The organism is Variovorax boronicumulans (genome assembly GCF_040544675.1).
Lineage (GTDB): Bacteria > Pseudomonadota > Gammaproteobacteria > Burkholderiales > Burkholderiaceae_C > Variovorax > Variovorax boronicumulans_D.
On the sequence record NZ_JBEPKK010000012.1, the window covers coordinates 157,635 to 176,651 of the forward strand.

18 protein-coding genes and 1 tRNA gene are annotated in these 19,017 nt (G+C 62.4%); 13 read left to right on the forward strand and 6 right to left on the reverse strand.

What is annotated here, in order from left to right; translation table 11 throughout:
• Nucleotides 1-110 precede the first annotated feature (110 nt).
• Together ABIC90_RS20575 and pdxA are read left to right on the forward strand one after the other, a co-directional pair.
• Nucleotides 111-884, forward strand: a complete 774-nt coding sequence (locus ABIC90_RS20575; protein WP_354357323.1) for a Nif3-like dinuclear metal center hexameric protein — start codon at nt 111-113, stop codon at nt 882-884.
• Nucleotides 881-1,930, forward strand: a complete 1,050-nt coding sequence (gene pdxA, locus ABIC90_RS20580) for a 4-hydroxythreonine-4-phosphate dehydrogenase PdxA (protein WP_354357325.1) — start codon at nt 881-883, stop codon at nt 1,928-1,930. The genes ABIC90_RS20575 and pdxA overlap by 4 nt, the downstream gene beginning before the upstream one ends.
• On the opposite strand, the gene mscL is transcribed toward pdxA, so the two are convergent.
• The 3 genes from mscL to ABIC90_RS20595 all read right to left on the reverse strand — a co-directional run bounded on the left by mscL (nt 1,927) and on the right by ABIC90_RS20595 (nt 6,758).
• Nucleotides 1,927-2,358: a large conductance mechanosensitive channel protein MscL gene (gene mscL / locus ABIC90_RS20585; RefSeq protein WP_354357328.1), complete on the reverse strand. Its 432-nt coding sequence runs from the start codon at nt 2,356-2,358 to the stop codon at nt 1,927-1,929. The genes pdxA and mscL overlap by 4 nt on opposite strands.
• Nucleotides 2,359-2,418: 60 nt before the next feature.
• Nucleotides 2,419-4,908, reverse strand: a complete 2,490-nt coding sequence (locus ABIC90_RS20590; protein WP_354357330.1) for a tetratricopeptide repeat protein — start codon at nt 4,906-4,908, stop codon at nt 2,419-2,421.
• Nucleotides 4,909-5,069: 161 nt separating this feature from the next.
• The gene (locus ABIC90_RS20595; RefSeq protein WP_354357332.1) at nt 5,070-6,758 is read right to left on the reverse strand and encodes a YadA-like family protein; all 1,689 of its coding nucleotides are present in this window, start codon (nt 6,756-6,758) and stop codon (nt 5,070-5,072) included.
• Between the two features lie 576 nt (nt 6,759-7,334).
• Here ABIC90_RS20595 and ABIC90_RS20600 point away from each other — a divergent pair.
• The 10 genes from ABIC90_RS20600 to ABIC90_RS20645 all read left to right on the forward strand — a co-directional run bounded on the left by ABIC90_RS20600 (nt 7,335) and on the right by ABIC90_RS20645 (nt 15,745).
• Entirely contained in the window at nt 7,335-8,060 is a 726-nt protein-coding gene (locus tag ABIC90_RS20600) for a response regulator transcription factor (protein WP_354357334.1), read from the forward strand.
• 185 nt (nt 8,061-8,245) lie between these two features.
• The gene (gene petA, locus ABIC90_RS20605) at nt 8,246-8,863 is read left to right on the forward strand and encodes a ubiquinol-cytochrome c reductase iron-sulfur subunit (protein WP_436318231.1); all 618 of its coding nucleotides are present in this window, start codon (nt 8,246-8,248) and stop codon (nt 8,861-8,863) included.
• Between the two features lie 14 nt (nt 8,864-8,877).
• A complete protein-coding gene (locus ABIC90_RS20610; RefSeq protein ID WP_354357336.1) occupies nt 8,878-10,314 on the forward strand; it encodes a cytochrome b in 1,437 nt (478 codons plus the stop codon).
• Nucleotides 10,315-10,346: 32 nt separating this feature from the next.
• The gene (locus tag ABIC90_RS20615) at nt 10,347-11,123 is read left to right on the forward strand and encodes a cytochrome c1 (protein WP_354357338.1); all 777 of its coding nucleotides are present in this window, start codon (nt 10,347-10,349) and stop codon (nt 11,121-11,123) included.
• Between the two features lie 95 nt (nt 11,124-11,218).
• Nucleotides 11,219-11,830: a glutathione S-transferase N-terminal domain-containing protein gene (locus ABIC90_RS20620; protein WP_354357340.1), complete on the forward strand. Its 612-nt coding sequence runs from the start codon at nt 11,219-11,221 to the stop codon at nt 11,828-11,830.
• Between the two features lie 150 nt (nt 11,831-11,980).
• Nucleotides 11,981-12,553 carry a ClpXP protease specificity-enhancing factor gene (locus tag ABIC90_RS20625; RefSeq protein ID WP_354357342.1) on the forward strand — a complete coding sequence of 191 codons (573 nt, stop codon included), beginning with the start codon at nt 11,981-11,983 and terminating at the stop codon, nt 12,551-12,553.
• Nucleotides 12,554-12,601: 48 nt separating this feature from the next.
• Nucleotides 12,602-12,677 (forward strand) — tRNA-Thr (locus ABIC90_RS20630).
• Between the two features lie 272 nt (nt 12,678-12,949).
• Nucleotides 12,950-13,639: a hypothetical protein gene (locus ABIC90_RS20635; protein WP_354357344.1), complete on the forward strand. Its 690-nt coding sequence runs from the start codon at nt 12,950-12,952 to the stop codon at nt 13,637-13,639.
• 221 nt (nt 13,640-13,860) lie between these two features.
• Nucleotides 13,861-14,100 carry a helix-turn-helix transcriptional regulator gene (locus tag ABIC90_RS20640; protein ID WP_354357398.1) on the forward strand — a complete coding sequence of 80 codons (240 nt, stop codon included), beginning with the start codon at nt 13,861-13,863 and terminating at the stop codon, nt 14,098-14,100.
• On the forward strand, nt 14,084-15,745 hold the full coding sequence (locus tag ABIC90_RS20645; protein ID WP_354357346.1) for an AAA family ATPase: 1,662 nt from the start codon (nt 14,084-14,086) through the stop codon (nt 15,743-15,745). Before ABIC90_RS20640 ends, ABIC90_RS20645 begins: the two co-directional genes overlap by 17 nt.
• A 328-nt stretch (nt 15,746-16,073) precedes the next feature.
• Here the strand turns inward: ABIC90_RS20645 and ABIC90_RS20650 are convergent, their stop codons facing one another.
• Nucleotides 16,074-17,012 carry a hypothetical protein gene (locus tag ABIC90_RS20650; RefSeq protein WP_354357348.1) on the reverse strand — a complete coding sequence of 313 codons (939 nt, stop codon included), beginning with the start codon at nt 17,010-17,012 and terminating at the stop codon, nt 16,074-16,076.
• A 178-nt stretch (nt 17,013-17,190) separates the two neighbouring features.
• On the opposite strand from ABIC90_RS20650, the gene ABIC90_RS20655 reads away from it, so the two are divergent.
• The gene (locus tag ABIC90_RS20655; RefSeq protein WP_354357350.1) at nt 17,191-17,520 is read left to right on the forward strand and encodes a helix-turn-helix domain-containing protein; all 330 of its coding nucleotides are present in this window, start codon (nt 17,191-17,193) and stop codon (nt 17,518-17,520) included.
• A 247-nt stretch (nt 17,521-17,767) separates the two neighbouring features.
• Here ABIC90_RS20655 and ABIC90_RS20660 read toward each other — a convergent pair whose 3' ends face one another.
• Both ABIC90_RS20660 and ABIC90_RS20665 read right to left on the reverse strand, forming a co-directional pair.
• Complete coding sequence (locus tag ABIC90_RS20660; protein ID WP_354357352.1) at nt 17,768-18,292, reverse strand: hypothetical protein; 525 nt, start codon at nt 18,290-18,292, stop codon at nt 17,768-17,770.
• A gap of 202 nt (nt 18,293-18,494) precedes the next feature.
• A complete protein-coding gene (locus tag ABIC90_RS20665; RefSeq protein ID WP_354357354.1) occupies nt 18,495-18,959 on the reverse strand; it encodes a hypothetical protein in 465 nt (154 codons plus the stop codon).
• Nucleotides 18,960-19,017: the final 58 nt, after the last annotated feature.

Below are 19,017 nucleotides of genomic sequence, written 5' to 3' on the forward strand. Positions count from 1 at the left end.
ACTGTGAATAAGGGATAACCCTTGGGTCGAAGGCGCAGCCGTACCCGGCCTCCCTCGAGCATCCCTTCATCCCGGAGCGCACTCGCCGCGCGCGGCGCGACAATGGCGCGATGAGCACCACACGCCACGAACTGCTGCACGCATTCGACCTGTTGCTGGCCCCCGGGCGCTTCAAGGACTACGCACCCAACGGCCTGCAGGTCGAAGGCCGCACCGTGGTTCGCAAGCTGGTCTCGGGCGTGACCGCCAGCCGCGCGCTGATCGAAGCCGCGATCCACGCCGAGGCCGACGCCATCTTCGTGCACCACGGCCTGTTCTGGCGTGGCCAGGACGGCCGCGTCACCGGCTGGATGAAGCAGCGCCTGGGCCTTTTGCTGGGTGACGACGTCAACCTCTTCGCCTATCACCTGCCGCTCGATGCGCACCCTGAACTGGGCAACAACGCTCAGCTCGGCCTGCAACTGGGGCTGGTGGCCCATGGCGGGTCGGCCGGGCGCTTCGGCGAGCAGGAACTCGGTTTTCTGGGCGCACGCGAGAACGGCGAAAACTTCGCCAGCGCCAAGGCCCTGGCCACGCATGCAGAAAAAGTGCTCCAGCGGCCGGTGACCCTGGTCGACACGGCGCACCGCCCCATCCGGAACATCGCCTGGTGCACGGGCGGCGCCCAAGGGTACTTCGAAGCCGCCATCGCAGCCGGCGCCGATGCCTTCATCACAGGCGAGATCTCGGAGCCGCAGGCCCACTACGCGCGCGAGATGGGCGTGGCCTACCTGGCCTGCGGGCACCATGCGACCGAACGCTACGGCGCGCAGGCCGTGGCCGCGCATGTGGCGGCGCAGCTCGGCTTGAAGCACGAGTTCATCGACATCGACAACCCGGCATGAGCGGCACGAGCGTGGCGATTGCCATCACCATGGGCGATCCGGCGGGCATTGGCCCGGAGATCGTCGTCAAGGCGTTTCGCGATGCCCCCGATGCGACCCGCGGCGCCTTCGTGGCCGGCGACGTGGCGACCTTGCGGCGCGCCTCTCAGGCGTTGGCCGGGCCTGGAGAGCCTGCATGGCCCGTGGCGGAAATCGCGAGTGCGGCCGAGGTCGCAGCCGTTCCGCCGCGCTGCGTCCCGGTCCTTCAGGTGATCGCGCCGCCGCAAAACATCGTGCCGGGCCAGATCAGCGCAGAGGCCGGGCGCGCCGCCGGCGACTGCGTGGTCTGGGCCGCGCGTGCGGCTTTGCGCGGTGAAATCGCCGCCATCGTGACCGCCCCCCTTCACAAGGAGGCGCTGTCCGCCGCCGGCTTCCCGTACCCCGGCCACACCGAGCTGCTGCAGGCCGAAGCCGCAGCGCACCTGGGCTGCGGCGTGGCCGAGGTGCCGGTGCGCATGATGCTGGCCAATGACGAGTTGCGCACCGTGCTCGTGAGCATCCACATGTCGCTGCGCCACGCCATCGAGGCGGTGCAATTCGACGGCGTGCTCCAGACATTGCGCATCACCCACCATGCGTTGTCCCGGGTGCTGGGCCGTGCGCCGCGCATCGGCGTGGCGGGCCTCAATCCTCATGCGGGAGAGGGCGGCCTTTTTGGCTTGGAGGAGCGCGAGATCATCGCCCCTGCCATCGCCGCCGCGCGCGCCGAAGGCATCGCTGCCGACGGACCGCATGCGCCCGACACCGTCTTCATGCGCGCCCGCGACAAGCATGGCGTGCAGGGCAGCGGCGAGTTCGACGTGGTGGTTGCGATGTACCACGACCAGGGCCTGATTCCGGTCAAGTACCTCGGGGTGGAGAAGGGCGTGAATGTGACGCTGGGATTGCCGCTGGTGCGCACCAGCCCCGATCACGGCACCGCGTTCGATATCGCGGGCATGGGCCTTGCCGATGCGTCCAGCCTCGTCGAGGCGCTTCGCATGGCAAGAACGCTGGGCAGTGCTTAGGAGCGCTTCAGGCTGTCGCGAATCTCGCGCAGCAGCGTGATGTCTTCCGGCGTCGCAGCTGGTGCGGCGGGCGCCACGTCTTCGGTCTTGCGCAGCTTGTTGATCTGCTTGACCATCATGAAGATGATGAAGGCGAGGATCACGAAGTTGACCGCCACGGTAATGAAGTTGCCGTAGGCCAGCACCGGCACACCGGCCTTCTTCAGGTCGGCCAGCGTGTTCGCCACGCCCGCGGGGGCCGTACCCAGGACCACGTAGAGGTTCGAGAAGTCGAGCTTGCCGAACACCATCCCCACCAGCGGCATGATGATGTCGGCCACCAGCGAGTCGACGATCTTGCCGAACGCCGCGCCGATGATCACACCGACCGCGAGGTCGATCACATTGCCCTTGACGGCAAATTCCTTGAATTCACTGAGGATGCTCATGATTCAAATGGCTGCTGGAGCTGTGCTGTTGAAGGAGTGCCGAGTATGCCCCGCGAGCACTCAGTTCTCCAGCGGATGCAGCGCAACGCTGACGTGCTCGGACGCAAGTCCTTCACGGTTGCGCGCGGCGATCTGCCGGAAGCCGTCTTCCAGGTGCCGCACGAAGCGCGGCGTGTCGAAGTAGCCGCGGCGTGCCTCCTTTGCCGCGGCCAGCCGGCTGCGCAGCTCGGCCAGTTCCCCGGGGTGCGTGGCGTAGTGCACCGCCTTCTCGACATAGTCGTCGTGGCTGGTGGCCACCAGCTCGGGCAGGCCGATGGCACCCAGCAGGCTGCCCGCCATGCGCGAGACCATCGTCGTGCCCGCGAGCGCCAGCAGCGGCACGCCGGCCCACAGCACGTCGTTCGCGGTGGCGCCGCTGCTGTAGGGGAAGGTGTCGATGAACAGGTCGCCCAGGCCGATGCGGGCCAGGTGCTGGTCGATGGGCATGCGCGGCGAGACGATAAGGCGCTCGGGCGGCAGGCCCGCGGCCAGCCAGTGCGCGCGCAGGTTGGGCTCGAAACCGTTGGGGCCTTGCGCGAGCCAGAGCACCGCATTTGGAATGCGCTGCACGATGCGCACCCAGGCCGCGAACATCTCCGGCTGGATCTTGAAGGACTGCGAGAAGTTGCACAGCACGAAGGCGTCGTCGGGCAGACCGTGGTCGGCGCGCGTGGCCCGGATGCTGCTGGTGGGGCGCTGCGAATCGATGACCTGGAAGGTCTCGGGCAGGCGCAGCAGCTTCTCTGAATAGCAGTCTTCGGTGCCCGGCGGCGAGAGGAAGTTGTCGGACACCAGGTAGTCGTAGTTCGGCGTGCCGCTGGTGCCCATGTAGCCCAGCCACATCAACTGCGCCGGGGCCGCGTGGTAGGCCATGACCTGCGGCTTGGCGCCGCGCGTGTCGCCCGAGAGGTCGACCAGGATATCGACGTCGTCCTCGCGGATGCGCTCGGCCATCTGCTGGATCGACTGGCCCTGCATGTCGACGAAGTGCTCGACCGATGCGGCGATGCGCGCGCGCGCCGGGTGGCCGTCGTCCGGGCCGTAGGAGTACGCGAAGACCTCGAAGTCCTTCCTGTCGTGCCGCGCAAAGAGTTCGGCCGTCAGGTGCGCGACCGGGTGATTGCGGAAGTCGAACGAGTAGTAGCCCACGCGGATGCGGGGCGAGGTGCGGCGCGCGGCTGCGTCGGCGAAAGGCTTGATGCCCGCATTCCTGTCGGCCAGCCTGGCCGAGCGCTGCGTCCAGGTCATCAGCTTGCGCGCGTCGTCGTAGTTCGACATCAGGATGAACGACGACACCGTCTGGTCGTTGCCCGGTGTGTCGAGATGGGCTGCGATCTTCTCGCGCAGTTCGGGCACGCCGAGCCAGTCGGCAATGTGGGCTTTTTCGCCCAGCATCCAGACCATGGCGGGCATGAAGTTCGGGTCGTCGCGCAGGCACTGCTCGAACTCCGCGATGGCCGCTTCGGACTGGCCAGCCATCACGTAGGTCACGCCCAGGTTGCATCGCGCGAGCACCTGTTTCGGATGCACCGCGAGCGCCTTCTTGAGCACCTCGATGGCGGTGTCGAAATGGCCCAGCCGGAAGTTCACCGTGCCCAGGTTGTTGAGCAGCAACTCGTGCTCTGGCAGGCTTTCGAGCGCCAGCTTGTAAAGCTCCGCCGATTCCCCGAAGCGCATCGACACGCCCTCCAGCGCGCCGCACACGCCGTAGAGCGCCGCCACGCCTTCGGGGTCCGACAGCGCCTTGTGGCGCTCCTCGGCGGGCCAGTTGCGCATGGCGTGCTGCATCGGCGCGATGGCTTCTTCAGTGCGGCCGGCGTTCAGCAGCGCCCTGGCAAGCAGGTACGAGGCTTCGAAGTCGCGCGGGTCCGCCGCGGCCTTCTCGAGTGAGGCCAGGGCGCCCGCCCAGTCCTTCTGGTGCGCGCGGATCTTGCCGATGTTCTTGTGCGCGCTGGTGTAGCCGGGGTCCAGCTTGAGCGCCTGTTCGAACTGCGCGACGGCTTCGTCGAAGCGGTCCTGCTCCATGTCGATGGCGCCGGCGTTGTTCCATGCAGCGGGCGCGTCGGGCGCGAGCCGTGTCGCGTCGGCCGCGGCCTCTCGCGCCTGCCTGAACTTCTTCTGCTGGCGGTAGACCGCCGACAGGTTGATGTAGGCCGCGGGGTAGTTCGGCAATGCCTTGATCGCGCGCTTCAAGTCTTGCTGGGCTTCGGCCAGAAGGCCCATGTGCATGAAGATAGTTGCACGGGTATTGAAATAGAAGTGATGCGCCGACAGTGCGATCGCGCGGTTCACGTAGTTGAGCGCCAGCTTCGGGCGGCCTTGCCGGTAGAGCGCCTCGCCCGTCAGGTGCAGTGCGTCGGCGTGTTGGGGAAAGCGGGAGAGCAGGTTCTCGTACACCTGCAGCGCCTGCGCAAACTGGCCCTGGCGGTGCAGCACGAGGCCTTGCTCCAGCATGCGAGGTGCGTCGTCCCCCGAAGTGGCGGGCGCTGGCGCAATGGAAGAAGAGGTCATGAGGTCGTGTGATGGACGGGTCGCGGGGGCACCGAAAAACACAGGCCACGACCCTTTGCTGCAACGAAAAAGACCGGCCACCCAGTATAGGTGCCGGCCTTCGATTTCATCCTGTCGGAGCGGCCGTTGCGCGCAAGGCGCAGCGGCTGCTCCGATGTGGATTACCAGGACCAGGAGGCGCCGATGCCGCCGCCGACCTTGCCGTTGTTGCCACTGCCGAAGTTGACCTTGATCTGGGCCGATTCGCTCAGGCGGAAGCTCGCCGCGGCGGCGACCGCCGAGCGGCCGTCGTAGGAGCCCACGCCCACACCGATGCCGAAGTTCTTGCCCGCTTCGAGCGCCGGCACCGAGGCTGCGGCCAGGGCGATGGCCGCACCGGTGCTGGCCGTCTTGCGCATGTCCTGCACTTCGCTGCGAACCTGGTTCAACTGCGACATGTTGGCTGCGTCCGTCGGCAGCACGCCCGGCGCCACGTTCTGGATGCGCCCATTGGCGACCATGCCGTTGCCCGCCGTGATGGTGCCGCCAGCCGTGACGTTGCCGGTGACGTTCACCGTGCCTGCGTTCAAGGTGGTGACGTTGCCGGTCACCGCGTTGATCGTGGTGATGTTGCCGGTCTGCGTGTTCAGCACCGTGATGTTGCCGTTGGCTGCCGTCAGCGTCTGGAAGTTGCCGGTGGTGGCGTTCACGGTGCTGGCGTTCACCGTGCTGGCGTTGACCGTGTTGGCATTCACCGTGGTTGCGGCCACCGTGTTGGCGGTGAGCGCATTGATGGTTGCGCTGGCTGCCGACAGGTTGTTGATGGTGCCGTTGGCGGCTGTCAGGCTGGTGGTTGCCAGGTTGGTGATCGTGCCCGCAGCGGCTGTCAGATTCGTGGTTGCCAGATCGGTGATCGTGCCAGCGGCGGCGGTCAGGTTCGTGGTTGCCAGATCGGTGATCGTGCCAGCGGCGGCGGTCAGGTTTGTGGTTGCCAGATCGGTGATCGTGCCAGCGGCGGCGGTCAGGTTTGTGGTTGCCAGGTCGGTGATCGTGCCAGCGGCAGCGGTCAGGTTGGTGGTTGCCAGGTCGGTGATGGTGCCAGCGGCAGCGGTCAGGTTCGTGGTTGCCAGATCTGTGATCGTGCCAGCGGCGGCTGTCAGGTTCGTGGTTGCCAGGTCGGTGATCGTGCCTGCTGCGGCGGTGACGTTGGTCGTCGCCAAGTCGGTGATCGTGCCTGCAGCGGCGGTGACATTGGTCGTCGCCAGGTCGGTGATCGTGCCTGCAGCGGCGGTGACGTTGGTGGTTGCCAGGTCGGTGATCGTGCCTGCAGCGGCGGTGACATTGGTCGTCGCCAGATCGGTGATCGTGCCTGCGGCAGCAGTGACGTTCGTGGTTGCCAAATCGGTGATCGTGCCTGCAGCAGCGGTGACGTTGGTGGTCGCCAGGTCGGTGATCGTGCCTGCGGCAGCGGTGACGTTGGTGGTTGCCAGGTCGGTGATCGTGCCTGCGGCGGCGGTGACGTTGGTGGTCGCCAAGTCAGTGATCGTGCCTGCAGCAGCGGTGACGTTGTCTGCGTTGACCGTGCTGGCGTTGACGGTCGTCGCCGTCAGGTCAGTGGCTGTAAGGTTGGGCGTGGAAATTCCACCGTCGGCGGTCAGTACTCCGCTGTTGTTGCTCGTGATGTTCAGAATGCCGAGGCCCGGGGGATCGACAACAACCGAAACACCGCCAATGGCGACTTGTGCATGCGCAACCGGCAACGTCATGACAAAGCCCGCACCCACCAACACGGAAGCGAGGACGCGGCTTACACCGGTGTAGCGTGTAACGCTGATGGTGCGGACAGAATTGGCGCGCTTGGCAGTAGTCATTTGGACTGTTTTCCTAGAGGGAGTTGAGACAACTTTCCGAGCCGAATAAGCCCTCGCAGCGCGGAAGTAGGGTTGGGTTTCATTGAGTTACCCAATGCAACGGATGCTAGGAATCGATGTCCTCGGTGAACATCACCGGTATCCGTAGTTCTGTGCGTATGTCGTTCGGGAGATACGCCTCGCGCGAATCGGCGCATCGCGCGCAAAGCCACTGTTCATGCGGCTTTGCGGGCATCCCATGAACAGGGGATGTCGCGCCGCGACCTTGCTTTTTGGCGTGTTCCGCGTGGCCCGTTGCTACGTAACACGTGCAGTAACCCGCACGTAACAACGACGCCAGAACGGCCTCCGAATGTGCGGTTCAAGAAAGCGCCGCAGCGCGCTTTTTGAACTGATTTCCCAATGAAATCAAAGTACTAAGCGTCATCAGCCCCCGGCTTCGCACGACACGTCTTCACGCGGGCATCGTTCCTGCGGTATCTGAAACGAAAGTCAACATTTGGAAGCTACTTCAGGTAGTCAAGGGGCGTGTGCGTGGCCATCAATATTTCCAGTCACCCTTCGCGATCGGCGTCCATGGGGTCGGCGTCGCAGCTGTCATACATCAGCACCTTTCACGGTGCGCTGATCGTCGAAGACGATCCCGCAGTGGCCGATCGGATGCGTCGCATCCTGGGTGAGCTCGCACCCGGCCGCCGGGTCGTGGTGTCGTCCAGCTGCGAGGAAGCCCGCAGCCTGCTGGCATCGCTGCCCTACGACCTCGTGCTCGTGGACATGCGCCTGCCGTGCAGCGACGGCGTCTCGCTGATCGCGCACATCCGCCAGACCTACCAGCACATCGAGACCATCGCCATGTCGGCGTCGGACGATCACGAACTGGTGAATGCCGCCATCTCCGCCGGTGCCGTCGGCTACCTGCTGACCGAAGCGGACGACGCCGAGCTTTCTTTCCTGCTGCGTTCGATCGAGCGCGGCGGCGCGCCGATGGACTCGCGCGTCGCGCGCCGCATCCTCGGCCTGATCGCCGCATCGGCCAGGACATCGAGCATGCTCGCGATCGAGCCGATCCGCACCAGCGAGCCCGCGCCTCTGTCGCGGCCGGCGCCCGTGTCGCTGTCGCCGCGCGAACTCAAGGTGCTGCGACTCATCGCGCAGGGATGGAGCAACCGGCAGATCGCCGAGGCGGTCTACCTCTCGATCAACACGATCGAGTTCCACGCCAAGAGCATCTATCGCAAGCTGGCGGTCAAGTCGAGGACCCAGGCGGTTCACGAAGCGACGCAGCACGGGCTTCTGAACTGAAGCCCGGGCGGCGGGGCCTTGCTGCCCTTGCCGTGCTTGCTGCCGTATGGCCGGCACGCCCCGGTGCGCGCCGCGCCCACCCCTGGCCGCCGGCCACGCGCATGGCGACCATTGAATATCCCTTCTGCGGCCCGCTACAATCGCGGGTTGACCCCTGCTCCAGCGAAGAAGACAAGAGGATCCCCATGAGTGACATGATCTCCGGCTCGCCCCGGATCGACACAAGCAAGCGGACGTGGTTGATCGCATCCAGCTGTGCCGGCGTAGCGGGCGGCGTGGCCACCGCAATTCCCTTTGTGAGCACTTTCCAGCCTTCCGAGAAGGCCAAGGCCGCCGGTGCCGCTGTCGAAGTCGACATCTCGGCCCTCAAGGTCGGCGAAAAAATCACCGTCGAATGGCGCGGCAAGCCGGTCTGGATCCTCAAGCGTACGCCCGAGCAGGTCGCAGAACTCCCCAAGCTGGACGGCCAGCTCGCCGATCCGCTCTCCAAGCGTCACCCTGACGAATTCACGCCCAAGTACGCGCAGAACGAGCACCGCTCGATCAAGCCCGACGTGCTGGTGGTGGTCGGAATCTGCACCCACCTGGGCTGCTCGCCGGTGGATCGCCTGCAGGCCGGACCGCAGCCCTCGCTGCCCAGCGACTGGGAAGGCGGCTTCCTCTGCCCCTGCCACGGCTCCACGTTCGACCTGGCCGGCCGCGTCTTCAAGAACAAGCCCGCGCCCGACAACCTGCCTGTGCCCCCGCACATGTACCTGTCGGACACCAAGCTCCTGATCGGTGAAGACTCCACGAAGGCCTGAGGCAGAAGAACGACATGGCTGAATTCCACGAAATTTCCCCCAACGCGCCCGCCGGCGCGAAGCTGCTCAACTGGGTCGACAACCGCTTCCCGCTGACCAAGCTCTGGAACGACCAGTGGGGCAAGTACTACGCGCCCAAGAACTTCAACTTCTGGTACATCTTCGGCTCGCTGGCGATGCTGGTGCTGGTCATCCAGATCGTCACCGGCATCTTCCTGGTGATGCACTACAAGCCCGACGCGAACCAGGCGTTCGCATCGGTCGAGTACATCATGCGCGACGTGCCCTGGGGCTGGCTCATCCGCTACATCCACTCGACGGGCGCCTCCGCGTTCTTCATCGTGGTGTATCTGCACATGTTCCGCGGCCTCATGTACGGCAGCTACCGCAAGCCGCGCGAGTTGATCTGGGTGTTCGGCTGCGCGATTTTCCTGTGCCTCATGGCCGAAGCCTTCATGGGCTACCTGCTGCCCTGGGGCCAGATGAGCTACTGGGGCGCCCAGGTGATCGTGAACCTGTTCGCCGCCATTCCGTTCATCGGCCCTGACCTGGCCCTGCTGATCCGCGGCGACTACGTGGTGAGCGACGCCACGCTCAATCGCTTCTTCAGCTTCCACGTGATTGCCGTGCCGCTGGTGCTGCTCGGACTGGTGGTGGCCCACCTGATTGCGCTGCATGAAGTGGGTTCCAACAACCCCGACGGCATCGAGATCAAGGCCAACCGCGGCCCCGACGGCCATCCGGTCGACGGCATTCCGTCGCACCCGTACTACACGGTGCACGACATCTTCGGCGTGGTGGTGTTCCTCACGATCTTCTCGGCCGTGATCTTCTTCGCGCCCGAAGCCGGTGGGTACTTCCTGGAGTACAACAACTTCATCCCGGCCGATTCGCTGAAGACGCCCAACCACATCGCGCCGGTCTGGTACTTCACGCCGTTCTATTCGATGCTGCGTGCGACCACCGACGACATGGTCAACGTGTTCGCCCTCATCATCGGCGCCGCGGCCATCCTGAACTTCGTCAAGGGCAAGTCGGGCACCGCGCTCAAGATCGCGATCGTTGTCGTGGCGGCCGTGGCCATCTTCCTGCTCAAGGCCTTCGACGCCAAGTTCTGGGGCGTGGTCGTCATGGGCGGCTCGGTCATCATCCTGTTCTTCCTGCCGTGGCTGGACCACAGCGAAGTCAAGTCGATCCGCTACCGCCCGAGCTGGCACAAGTATGTCTACGGCGTGTTCGTCTTCCTGTTCCTGATCCTGGGCTACCTGGGCATCCAGGCGCCGGGCGTCTGGGGCAACCTGGTCATCGGCTCCTTCGCTCTGGACATCGCCCAGACCATCTCGCAGATCGGCACGCTTTTCTACTTCGGCTTCTTCCTGCTGATGCCGTGGTGGAGCCGCAAGGGCCAGTTCAAGCCCGTGCCCGACCGCGTGGTCTTCGCGGCCCACTGAGACCCCAAGTGCAAGAGCTTGAGAGAAACACGATGAAGAAAAGAATTTCCGGCTGGCTCGCGGTCATGGGCCTTGCACTGGGCCTGACCTTCTCCGCCACCGCATCGGCCGAGTCCGGCGGCCTGGCATGGGACAAGGCGCCCAACAAGACGACCGACGTCGCGGCCCTGCAAAACGGCGCCAAGCTGTTCGTCAACTACTGCCTGAACTGCCACTCGGCGGCCTTCATGCGCTACAACCGCCTGCAGGACATTGGCATCACCGAGCAGCAGATCAAGGACAACCTTCTGTTCACGACCGACAAGGTCGGCGAAACCATGAAGGCCAACATCGACGCCCGCCAGGCCAAGGAATGGTTCGGCACCACGCCGCCCGACCTCACGCTGGTCGCGCGTTCGCGTGCCGGCCATGGCGGCACGGGCAGCGACTATCTCTACACCTTCCTTCGCACCTTCTACCGCGACGACACCAAGGCCACTGGCTGGAACAACCTCGCGTTCCCGGCCGTCGCCATGCCCAACCCCCTGTGGGAACTGCAGGGCGAGCGCCGCCCGGTCTACACCGAGGTCGAGCAGCACGGCCACAAGACCGAAGTGTTCACCGGCAAGTGGGAGCAGGTCACCCCCGGCACCCTCAGCTCGGTGCAATACGACAATGCCGTCGGCGACCTGGTCAGCTACCTGCAGTGGATGGCCGAGCCGGCGCAGAACACGCGCATCCGTATCGGCGTCTGGGTCTTGCTCTTCCTGGGCATGTCGGTGGTTTTCGTGTGGCGACTGAACGCCTCGTACTGGAAAGACGTCAAGTAATTCCGTCCACGCCGACCGGAGGCCCCGTGCATCCGGTCCCACAGAGTGGGTTGCCAGCGCGACCCACTCTTTTTGATTTTTAGGAGTCTCCCGCCATGATGGTCTTGTATTCAGGAACGACCTGCCCGTTTTCCCACCGCTGCCGCTTCGTCCTGTTCGAAAAGGGCATGGACTTCGAGATCCGCGACGTCGATCTCTACAACAAGCCCGAAGACATCGGCGTGATGAACCCGTACGGCCAGGTGCCGATCCTGGTCGAGCGCGACCTCATCCTGTACGAGTCGAACATCATCAACGAGTACATCGACGAGCGCTTCCCGCATCCGCAGCTGATGCCCGGCGACCCGGTCGACCGCGCCCGCGTGCGCCTGTTCCTGCTCAACTTCGAGAAGGAACTGTTCGTGCACGTCTCCACGCTGGAGAACCGCACCACCAAGGGCAACGAGAAGGCCATCGAAAAGGCGCGCTCGCACATTCGCGACCGCCTGACGCAGCTGGCCCCCGTGTTCCTCAAGAACAAGTACATGCTGGGCGACAACTTCTCGATGCTCGACGTGGCCATCGCGCCGCTGCTCTGGCGCCTGGACTACTACGGCATCGACCTGAGCAAGAATGCCGCACCGCTGCTGAAGTACGCCGAGCGCATCTTCTCGCGCCCGGCTTATATCGAAGCGCTCACGCCCTCCGAAAAGGTCATGCGCAAATAAATGGGCTCGCCCCCAGGCTTCGCGCACTTTGTGTCGCTTCGCCAACCCCCTTCCGGGGGCAACACCTGCGGCCCGGCAAAGCCGGTTCCGCGGTGTTCTGCGAAAAAGTCCGAAGTTCGCGATTGCATGGTTGCACGGTAGAAAATTTTCATGATCAACGCGCTCGAGTCGTCCTCCACCCGCCCGTACCTCATCCGTGCGCTGTACGAATGGTGCACGGACAACGGGTTCACGCCCTATGTCGCTGTGCAGGTCGACGATTCCGTCCAGGTGCCGCGCGAGTACGTGAAGAACGGCGAGATCGTGCTCAACATCAGCTTCGATGCGACCAGTTCGCTCAAGCTGGGCAACGATTTCATCGAGTTCAAGGCTCGCTTCGCGGGCAGCGCGCGTGAAATCAGCGTGCCTGTGGGGCGCGTGATCGCGATCTACGCGCGTGAAAACGGCCAGGGCATGGCGTTTCCGGCGCCGGCTCCGGCCAGCACCGAAGGCGGTGAACCGGCCTCGCCCACGGCCACCGGCCCCGCCCGCATGCCCCTGCGCGATGCATCGCGCGGCACCGAGGGCGATGCGGGCAAGGTCGTGCACCTTGTGACGGGCGAAGAGGGCGGCAGCATGGGCGACGCAGCCGATGTCGGCACGCCGACCGAAGACCCGGTCGACGAGCCGCCGCGGCCGCCGGCCGGAGGCGGTTCACGCCCGTCACTCAAGCGCGTCAAGTGAACGCCTGGCCGGTTCAACGCCACTAGAATCACACGCCGAAGAAATTCAGCCGCTTTAGCTCAATTGGTAGAGCACCCGCCTTGTAAGCGGAAGGTCGTCAGTTCGATTCCGACAAGCGGCACCAAATCAAAGCCCGGTAGCGTCCACAGACGTCCGGGCTTTTTCTTTTCCTCCTCGACGAAGCCCTCTCTTGCCCGTGATGACCGTTCGAAGTCGTCCGGAAAAGTATGCCTGAATCCGGGGGCATATGGGGGCATGTTTGGGGGCAGCGAGCCAGGTGGTGGGGGCACAACTCGGCATTTAGCTGTCGCGACCAAGCCGCACGTAACTACGAGGGATTCTGTCCTGGCTACTTTCGGTTCTGACCATCGCCGAGATTCAGCAGAATACGGGGCCATGAACACTGAAGAACCGCTTGTGGACTGGGCTGAAGGATTGCCCTATACCTTTGGAGCGACCTCTGAGCATGTATTTACCAACTTGGCGCGTGAGTACATCACTGCTCATCCAGATAAAACGATTCAGCACTTTCTGAACACGATGGTGATGCCTCTGGAGCAGCGAGAAACAATCACCGGGCTGGATGCGCTTCGTGAGCTGAAGTGGGCATACGAAGCAGGCGTCGAAGCCAACTTTGATTTCATGCCATTCGTTGTTTCGCTTGCCTTTTGGCTGCAGGCTCGCAATTGGTATCGAAGGGGCTACAAGGAGCAGGGGTGGTCATTTATGACCGAGGCGATGTACTGGTTTTCGAGCGCGCTGTCGAAGAACGATGTGCAGGATTTGGCACTGAATGCCCTTCTCAAGCTGGAGACCGATAAAGCGCGTAGCGGTGGAGATGCGCGAAATCAGAAGTACTACGCGCCAATCAAAAAAAGAATCGAGGAGCTCCTTGAGGAACATCGCCCTCCCAAAGGCTGGCAATCGGCCAAGAGCGCAGCAGATGCTGTGCTGACAGATGAGATCAGAGAAATGGCCAAGAATGCAGGAATGAGTGAAAACCGGCTCGACAAGACGGTAGCGGACGACTGGTTGCCCAAGATGCCAGCATTCACCGACTTTCGTCGCCCCCCACGAGGGGAATAAACGCGCCTTGATCAGGAAAGGCGCGCTGTCGTATTTTTGATTCGCACACCCTCGCCGGCATTTGACGCCCCCGGATGCCGGTAGCCGGGCGCTGTTTTGGAAGTACTTTCCCCGGATGCCGGTACGCGGGTGGTCTTAAAAAAGGGTTGGCGAAATGATCGGTTCCTCACTTCAAAGGAGGAACAAAAGTGATCAACCCCCGGGTGACCGATCCCTACAAGATGGGATCCACACACGCAGAAATTCTGCGCATTGCCATGGTTTGCAAGAGAACCGGGCTCAGCCGTACGACGGTCTACGAAAAGATCAATCCACGGTCTCGCAGTTTTGATGAGACGTTTCCGCGCCCCGTGGCCCTTGGCGCTCGCGCAGTCGGCTGGCTCAGCACCGCGCTGGACGTGTGGGTAGCCACTCGTTCGCCTCGCATGATCTCAGGGGGCTCCAATGGCATGGGTCAATAAGAACATGGCAGCAGACCTCTTGCACGCTACGCGTGGGGTCAAGTCAGTCTGGATGCAGCCGGCTTCGACTATTCAGGCTATGGGGATTGGCTGGCTCTGGCCAGGGTACTTGGCCTGCGACAAGTTCCATATCCTCGCCGGCTTGGCCGGCACCGGAAAGACCACGCTTGCAGCCGCAGTGGCCGCAACCATTACCCGGGGCGGCCGGTGGCCCGATGACACGTTGGCCCCGACCGGAAATGTCGTCTTCTGGACTGGGGAAGATGGCGTTGAAGACACCCTTGTGCCTCGTCTCCTTGCATCTGGCGCGGACATGAGCTGCGTTCACATCCTGCGCGGTACGTACGAGGCAACGGGAAAAGCGCGCCCGTTCTCCTTCGAAACGGATATTCCGCAGTTGAGCACGGCCCTTGGTCGCATTGGCAAGGTCAGGCTGATCATCATTGATCCAATCGTGCAGGCAGTGTCGGGCGATGCCAACAAGAACGCGGATGTGCGGCGCGGGTTGGCGCCGCTGTTGGAGTTGGCTGAAGCACATGGTGCGGCGATCCTGGGAATCACGCACGTGAACAAGGGATCAGCCAAGAAGGAGCCGATTGACCGCGTTAACGGGAGCTTGGCGTTCGCAGCTGTCGCACGCATCGTACTCATGACCGCGAGATGTGCCTTGCAACTGGATGATGCAGGCAACGCGATTTCGCGTGCTGTGCTCGTGCGCGCGAAGTCCAACATTTCTGCCGATGACGGCGGGTACGAATACGGTATCCAGCCAACTTCGGTCGGCAGTAGCGTCTATCCGATCGCGACGACGGCGCTCGTCTGGGGAGAGCACATCAAGGGTTCGGCCAAGGAGATTCTGGCGTTGGCCACGGAGCCGACTGATTTTTCGGGGGCATTGGGGGACGCGGTAGCTTTTTTGCAGGACGTGCTGGCGATTGGCCCCATGACGGTGCCGGAAATCGAGGCCCAAGCGAAAGATGCGGGAATCTCTTCTTCTGCCCTCAAGAGGGCAAAGAAGGAATTGCGCATCAAGTCCGAGAAGGCTACGGGCCAGGGGCAATTCAGCCCTTATCTTTGGCGGTTGCCAACCGCAGCCGATGGAGACGGACTAGGTTGGGGCGATTCAGCGTCGGCCAATTTTTCCACCTTCATGCCTAGTCCTGCATCGATGCCAGGCCGGGGATTGTTCCAGCCGGCCACGCCCAGCATGCCTTTCGCGGGCACGACTCCGGTGCCGCACCGCGATGAGTTCGCCCTCTTTGGGATGCCGGTGGAAACTGACGACGGCATCGGTAGGGGACAGATGCGCTCGGTTGAACCACTTGAACCAGTTGAACCACTTGAACCACTTGAACCACTTGAACCAGTTGAACCACTTGAACCAGTTGAACCAGTTGAGCCACTTGAACCACTTGAACCACTTGAACCGTGCTACGCTGAAGTGATCGTTGCCAAGGGGGTGTTGGACATGCTGCTCGGCGAATGCAGAGCTATGTGGGCTCGCGGCATCCACGCTGATGAGGCGAGCGACGACCGGATTCGGCGCATAAATCAGAGGGCGATTGACATTCTGTTGTCCGAATTTTCCGACGACGAAATCACTGTCTACACGCGTGTTCTGGATCAGACCAATTGGTGGGTGTAATTGGCTTCGCAGTATTTTTTTACTGCAAGGTACATGCTATGTCAGGCGCCGGGAGGTAGCCAGGCATCCAGCATACAAAGTGCGGGAGCCCCTACCCCCGGTTTATATTGTTAATACTAGGGAGTCAGCATGACTCCCTCTGACTAGAAAGAGAGAGGTGTCTCCACACCTCTCTCTTTTCACTTCCGGTGAGGCTCAAAGCCTCACTCTGACTGAAGCTCTCAGAGAGGTTCACCTCTCTGCACTTTCAAAAAGAAAAGAGAGAAAGAAGACCAGAGACCCTCAAGGTCTCTGGGATTTTTCTTTCATTCAAGCGAAGCAGAAAAAGTCAAAGCTTCCTGGGTCCACAGCCGTCAGGTACGTCTGGACCACAGACGATCGGGAAATTGAGGCTGTACTCATCAGGCACCCGGTAGGTTAGTTGGTTCTTGATTTGCATGTCTGCAACCTCCTCCAGGCGTTTGGGATTGAGGAACACCGCAGCCAGGACGATCGGATCGACGCCGATCTTCAGCGCAACGCCGTTCTGGAACCAGTCAGCATTGAGAGGCTGAACCGCCCCCTTGTTCTGAACCAGGAACTGAATTCGAAGCTCCAGGTTTCGCTTGCTGTCGTCCTTGTAGAAGTTTTCCATCTTGGCGTGTTCGGACGCAATCGTTTCATCGACCGCAGCCTCATACCTTGCCTTCCATCCTTCGATTTGCGCGATGAGTTGGCTGTAGCGGTCCACGGACAGGTAGCTGCGCTTGCGCATGTATTCAGCGAGGTCTTCGTCCGCCTTGGCTGTCTTCTCTGCGATCTGCCTTTCCAGCCCAGCAATGAGGCTCGCCGATCCTGAAATGGGGTTGGTCTGCAAGTCTGTGATCTGCCTGCGCAAGTTGGTGAGGATGTCCGCCTGGTACGCCTTGTAATCGTCGATGTACTTGTTCGAGGCGATCTGGTTCTTCTTCAACTGCTCAACCATGTCGAGGCGATACCCAGTCAGGCGATTTTTCAGGGCCAGGAGAGATGTCTCGGACTCCTGCTTGAGTGCGGTCACCTTGTCATCGGTTGCGGCGAGGGTGCAGGAATAGAGGACGACGGGCCGTCCATTGCTATCGGCCTCACGGGCCCAAGACGTTTTCTGGCAGCCCTTGGAATTGTCCAGCGCTTGCTCATAGGTGAAGTCGCCCGAACGCGGCGACGCGTTCTTGACTGCATTGATGGCCGAGTCTGTGCAGCCGGCAATGCAGAACATTGCCACGAAGGCGGAGGTGATTCGTTGCATGTGTCTTTTTCTTCGAAATAAGTAAGAGCGAGGCGATGAGAGGCCGTCCGATCGTTCTTCGGGGTATGGGTGAAAGCCACGGTGGAGGTCGACTTCGGCTGTTGATCTGCTTGGCCAAGCTGAAAAATTCTACGTTAAACGTAGAGACGAGAGCGTGTCTTGTTACGAATATCGTAAGGTGCCGTCTTTCAAACCAGCCCGTTCTATCTTTGGAGCACGCTTGCGCATGGCGAGGCAAGCTGCGGGCCTGCCTCAAGATCGACTGGGTGTGCAGGCGGGGCTCGATGAAGGAACCGCAAGTGCGCGGATCTCACGCTACGAGAGTGGGATTCACGAGCCCAACATGGCCTTTGCCCAGCGGTTGGCTTATGAGCTCAACGTGCCCGTCGCATATTTCTACGCACCGGACGATGACCTAGCCAGACTGATCCTGTGGTTCGGACGGCTGAATCCGAAGCAACGAAAGACGCTGGTGACGTTCGCAAGCGAACTCTCAGAGGCACGGTGAGCTTTCTCGATTGAGCATTTTTCTCGGCTCAGCTTCAGCCATGTTTATCTCTGAAGCGGCCTTGCGCTTCAGTTTGGCTGCCAATCCGATCTGTAGCGCTGCGTAGATGGGGGCATTGGTGTGCCCAATGAAGGGCGGCGTCAGGGCCAGTTCTTTGAGCGTGTTGTTCTCCCTTAAAAAATCATTGGATGGGAGGCGAGGTTGCGTGTGTAGGCTGGCACCGTCTCGTGCCGCTCGAAATGGATTTTCATGCGGGTGACTCCAGATGTGGAAGCAGCGTGGCGCTGCCGAGTTGTCGGGATTTCATGCGGAAGGCCTGGCCGTCGCTTTCGCGCGCGACGTCCCACCCTCGGCGGCCAAGGCAACGCCGCAACACGTAGACCTGAGCGTCGTACGAAATGCGCACACCCGGCCGGATCGCTACACGCTTTGCAGACTGGCTCGCGTGAAACGCGCGAACCATCTCGCGCCAGGGACCCGCGTGGGGCCCCGTGGGCGCATCGGCTTGCGCGAGGAAGGACAGCGGACAGTCGTAGTAACAAGGCCCGCAGGTCTCGTCCATGCTCTTGACCGCAACCTCGCCATTCCTGCAATCGATGAGCGTCAGCCCGATCCATTTGCGCCCGGCGTTTTCACCGACACGGGTCTGGGCGAGGAACCACAGGCGCTTGCCGATCGCACGGTGCGCCAGGACCGAGGCGTATGCGCCGACGCTGGCCAGTTCATCGTGAATGGCTTGGTCCTTGGTGGCGCGATAGACGATGCTTCCCATGTCAGGCCTCCGCAATGAACGAACGAATGGATGAAGCACTCGCGCGAGGCCCGTGAGAAGACGGGCCCGGGACGATGGCGAAGGACGAATCGGTCAGAGGAAAGTGGTTTTGTTGCGCATGGAGCAGGCGTAAAAAAACCCGCGCAAGGCGGGCTGGGTCTGGGTTCAAGGGGTGTTGACTTCGCATGGGCGGGACTTCGATTCAGGGCCACGCAAAGACCACGAAGTCCAGGACGCCTGGCAACGCCGGGTTGTCGCCGGCCAGCTCCAGGGCCTCGCATTGGTAGGTCTGCGCGAGTCGGAGCAATCGGCGCAGTTCATGCCATGCCAGCGACTGGGCTGCTGCAATGTTGTCGGCGGTGACATCGAGGCGCCAGCTGAAATCGTCGAGTTCGAGAATGCGCAAGCCGGCGTGATTGGACTGAGGGGCCTTGTCGCCTTCCTCGGTCTGATGTTCAGCGTGGATCTGTCGCGCGATCTCCCAGGGCAAATGGCATGCACTGACTCGCAGCGTTCGGGCGATGTAGCGATGAAGGCCTGCCGGCAACGCAGAGGGCTCGTGAGCCACTGGACCGTGAGGAGTTGGATCGTTGTTCATGGCTCTGTTTGGAAAGAAGATGAGAAACAAAGAAAGAGGAGAAAAAGAAAGCGCCTGCAGCGCGCGCACGGGATGTCCTCGGGGCGGCGTCAGGACACTTGTCAAGAGATGTCGGCCGAGGCGGCAC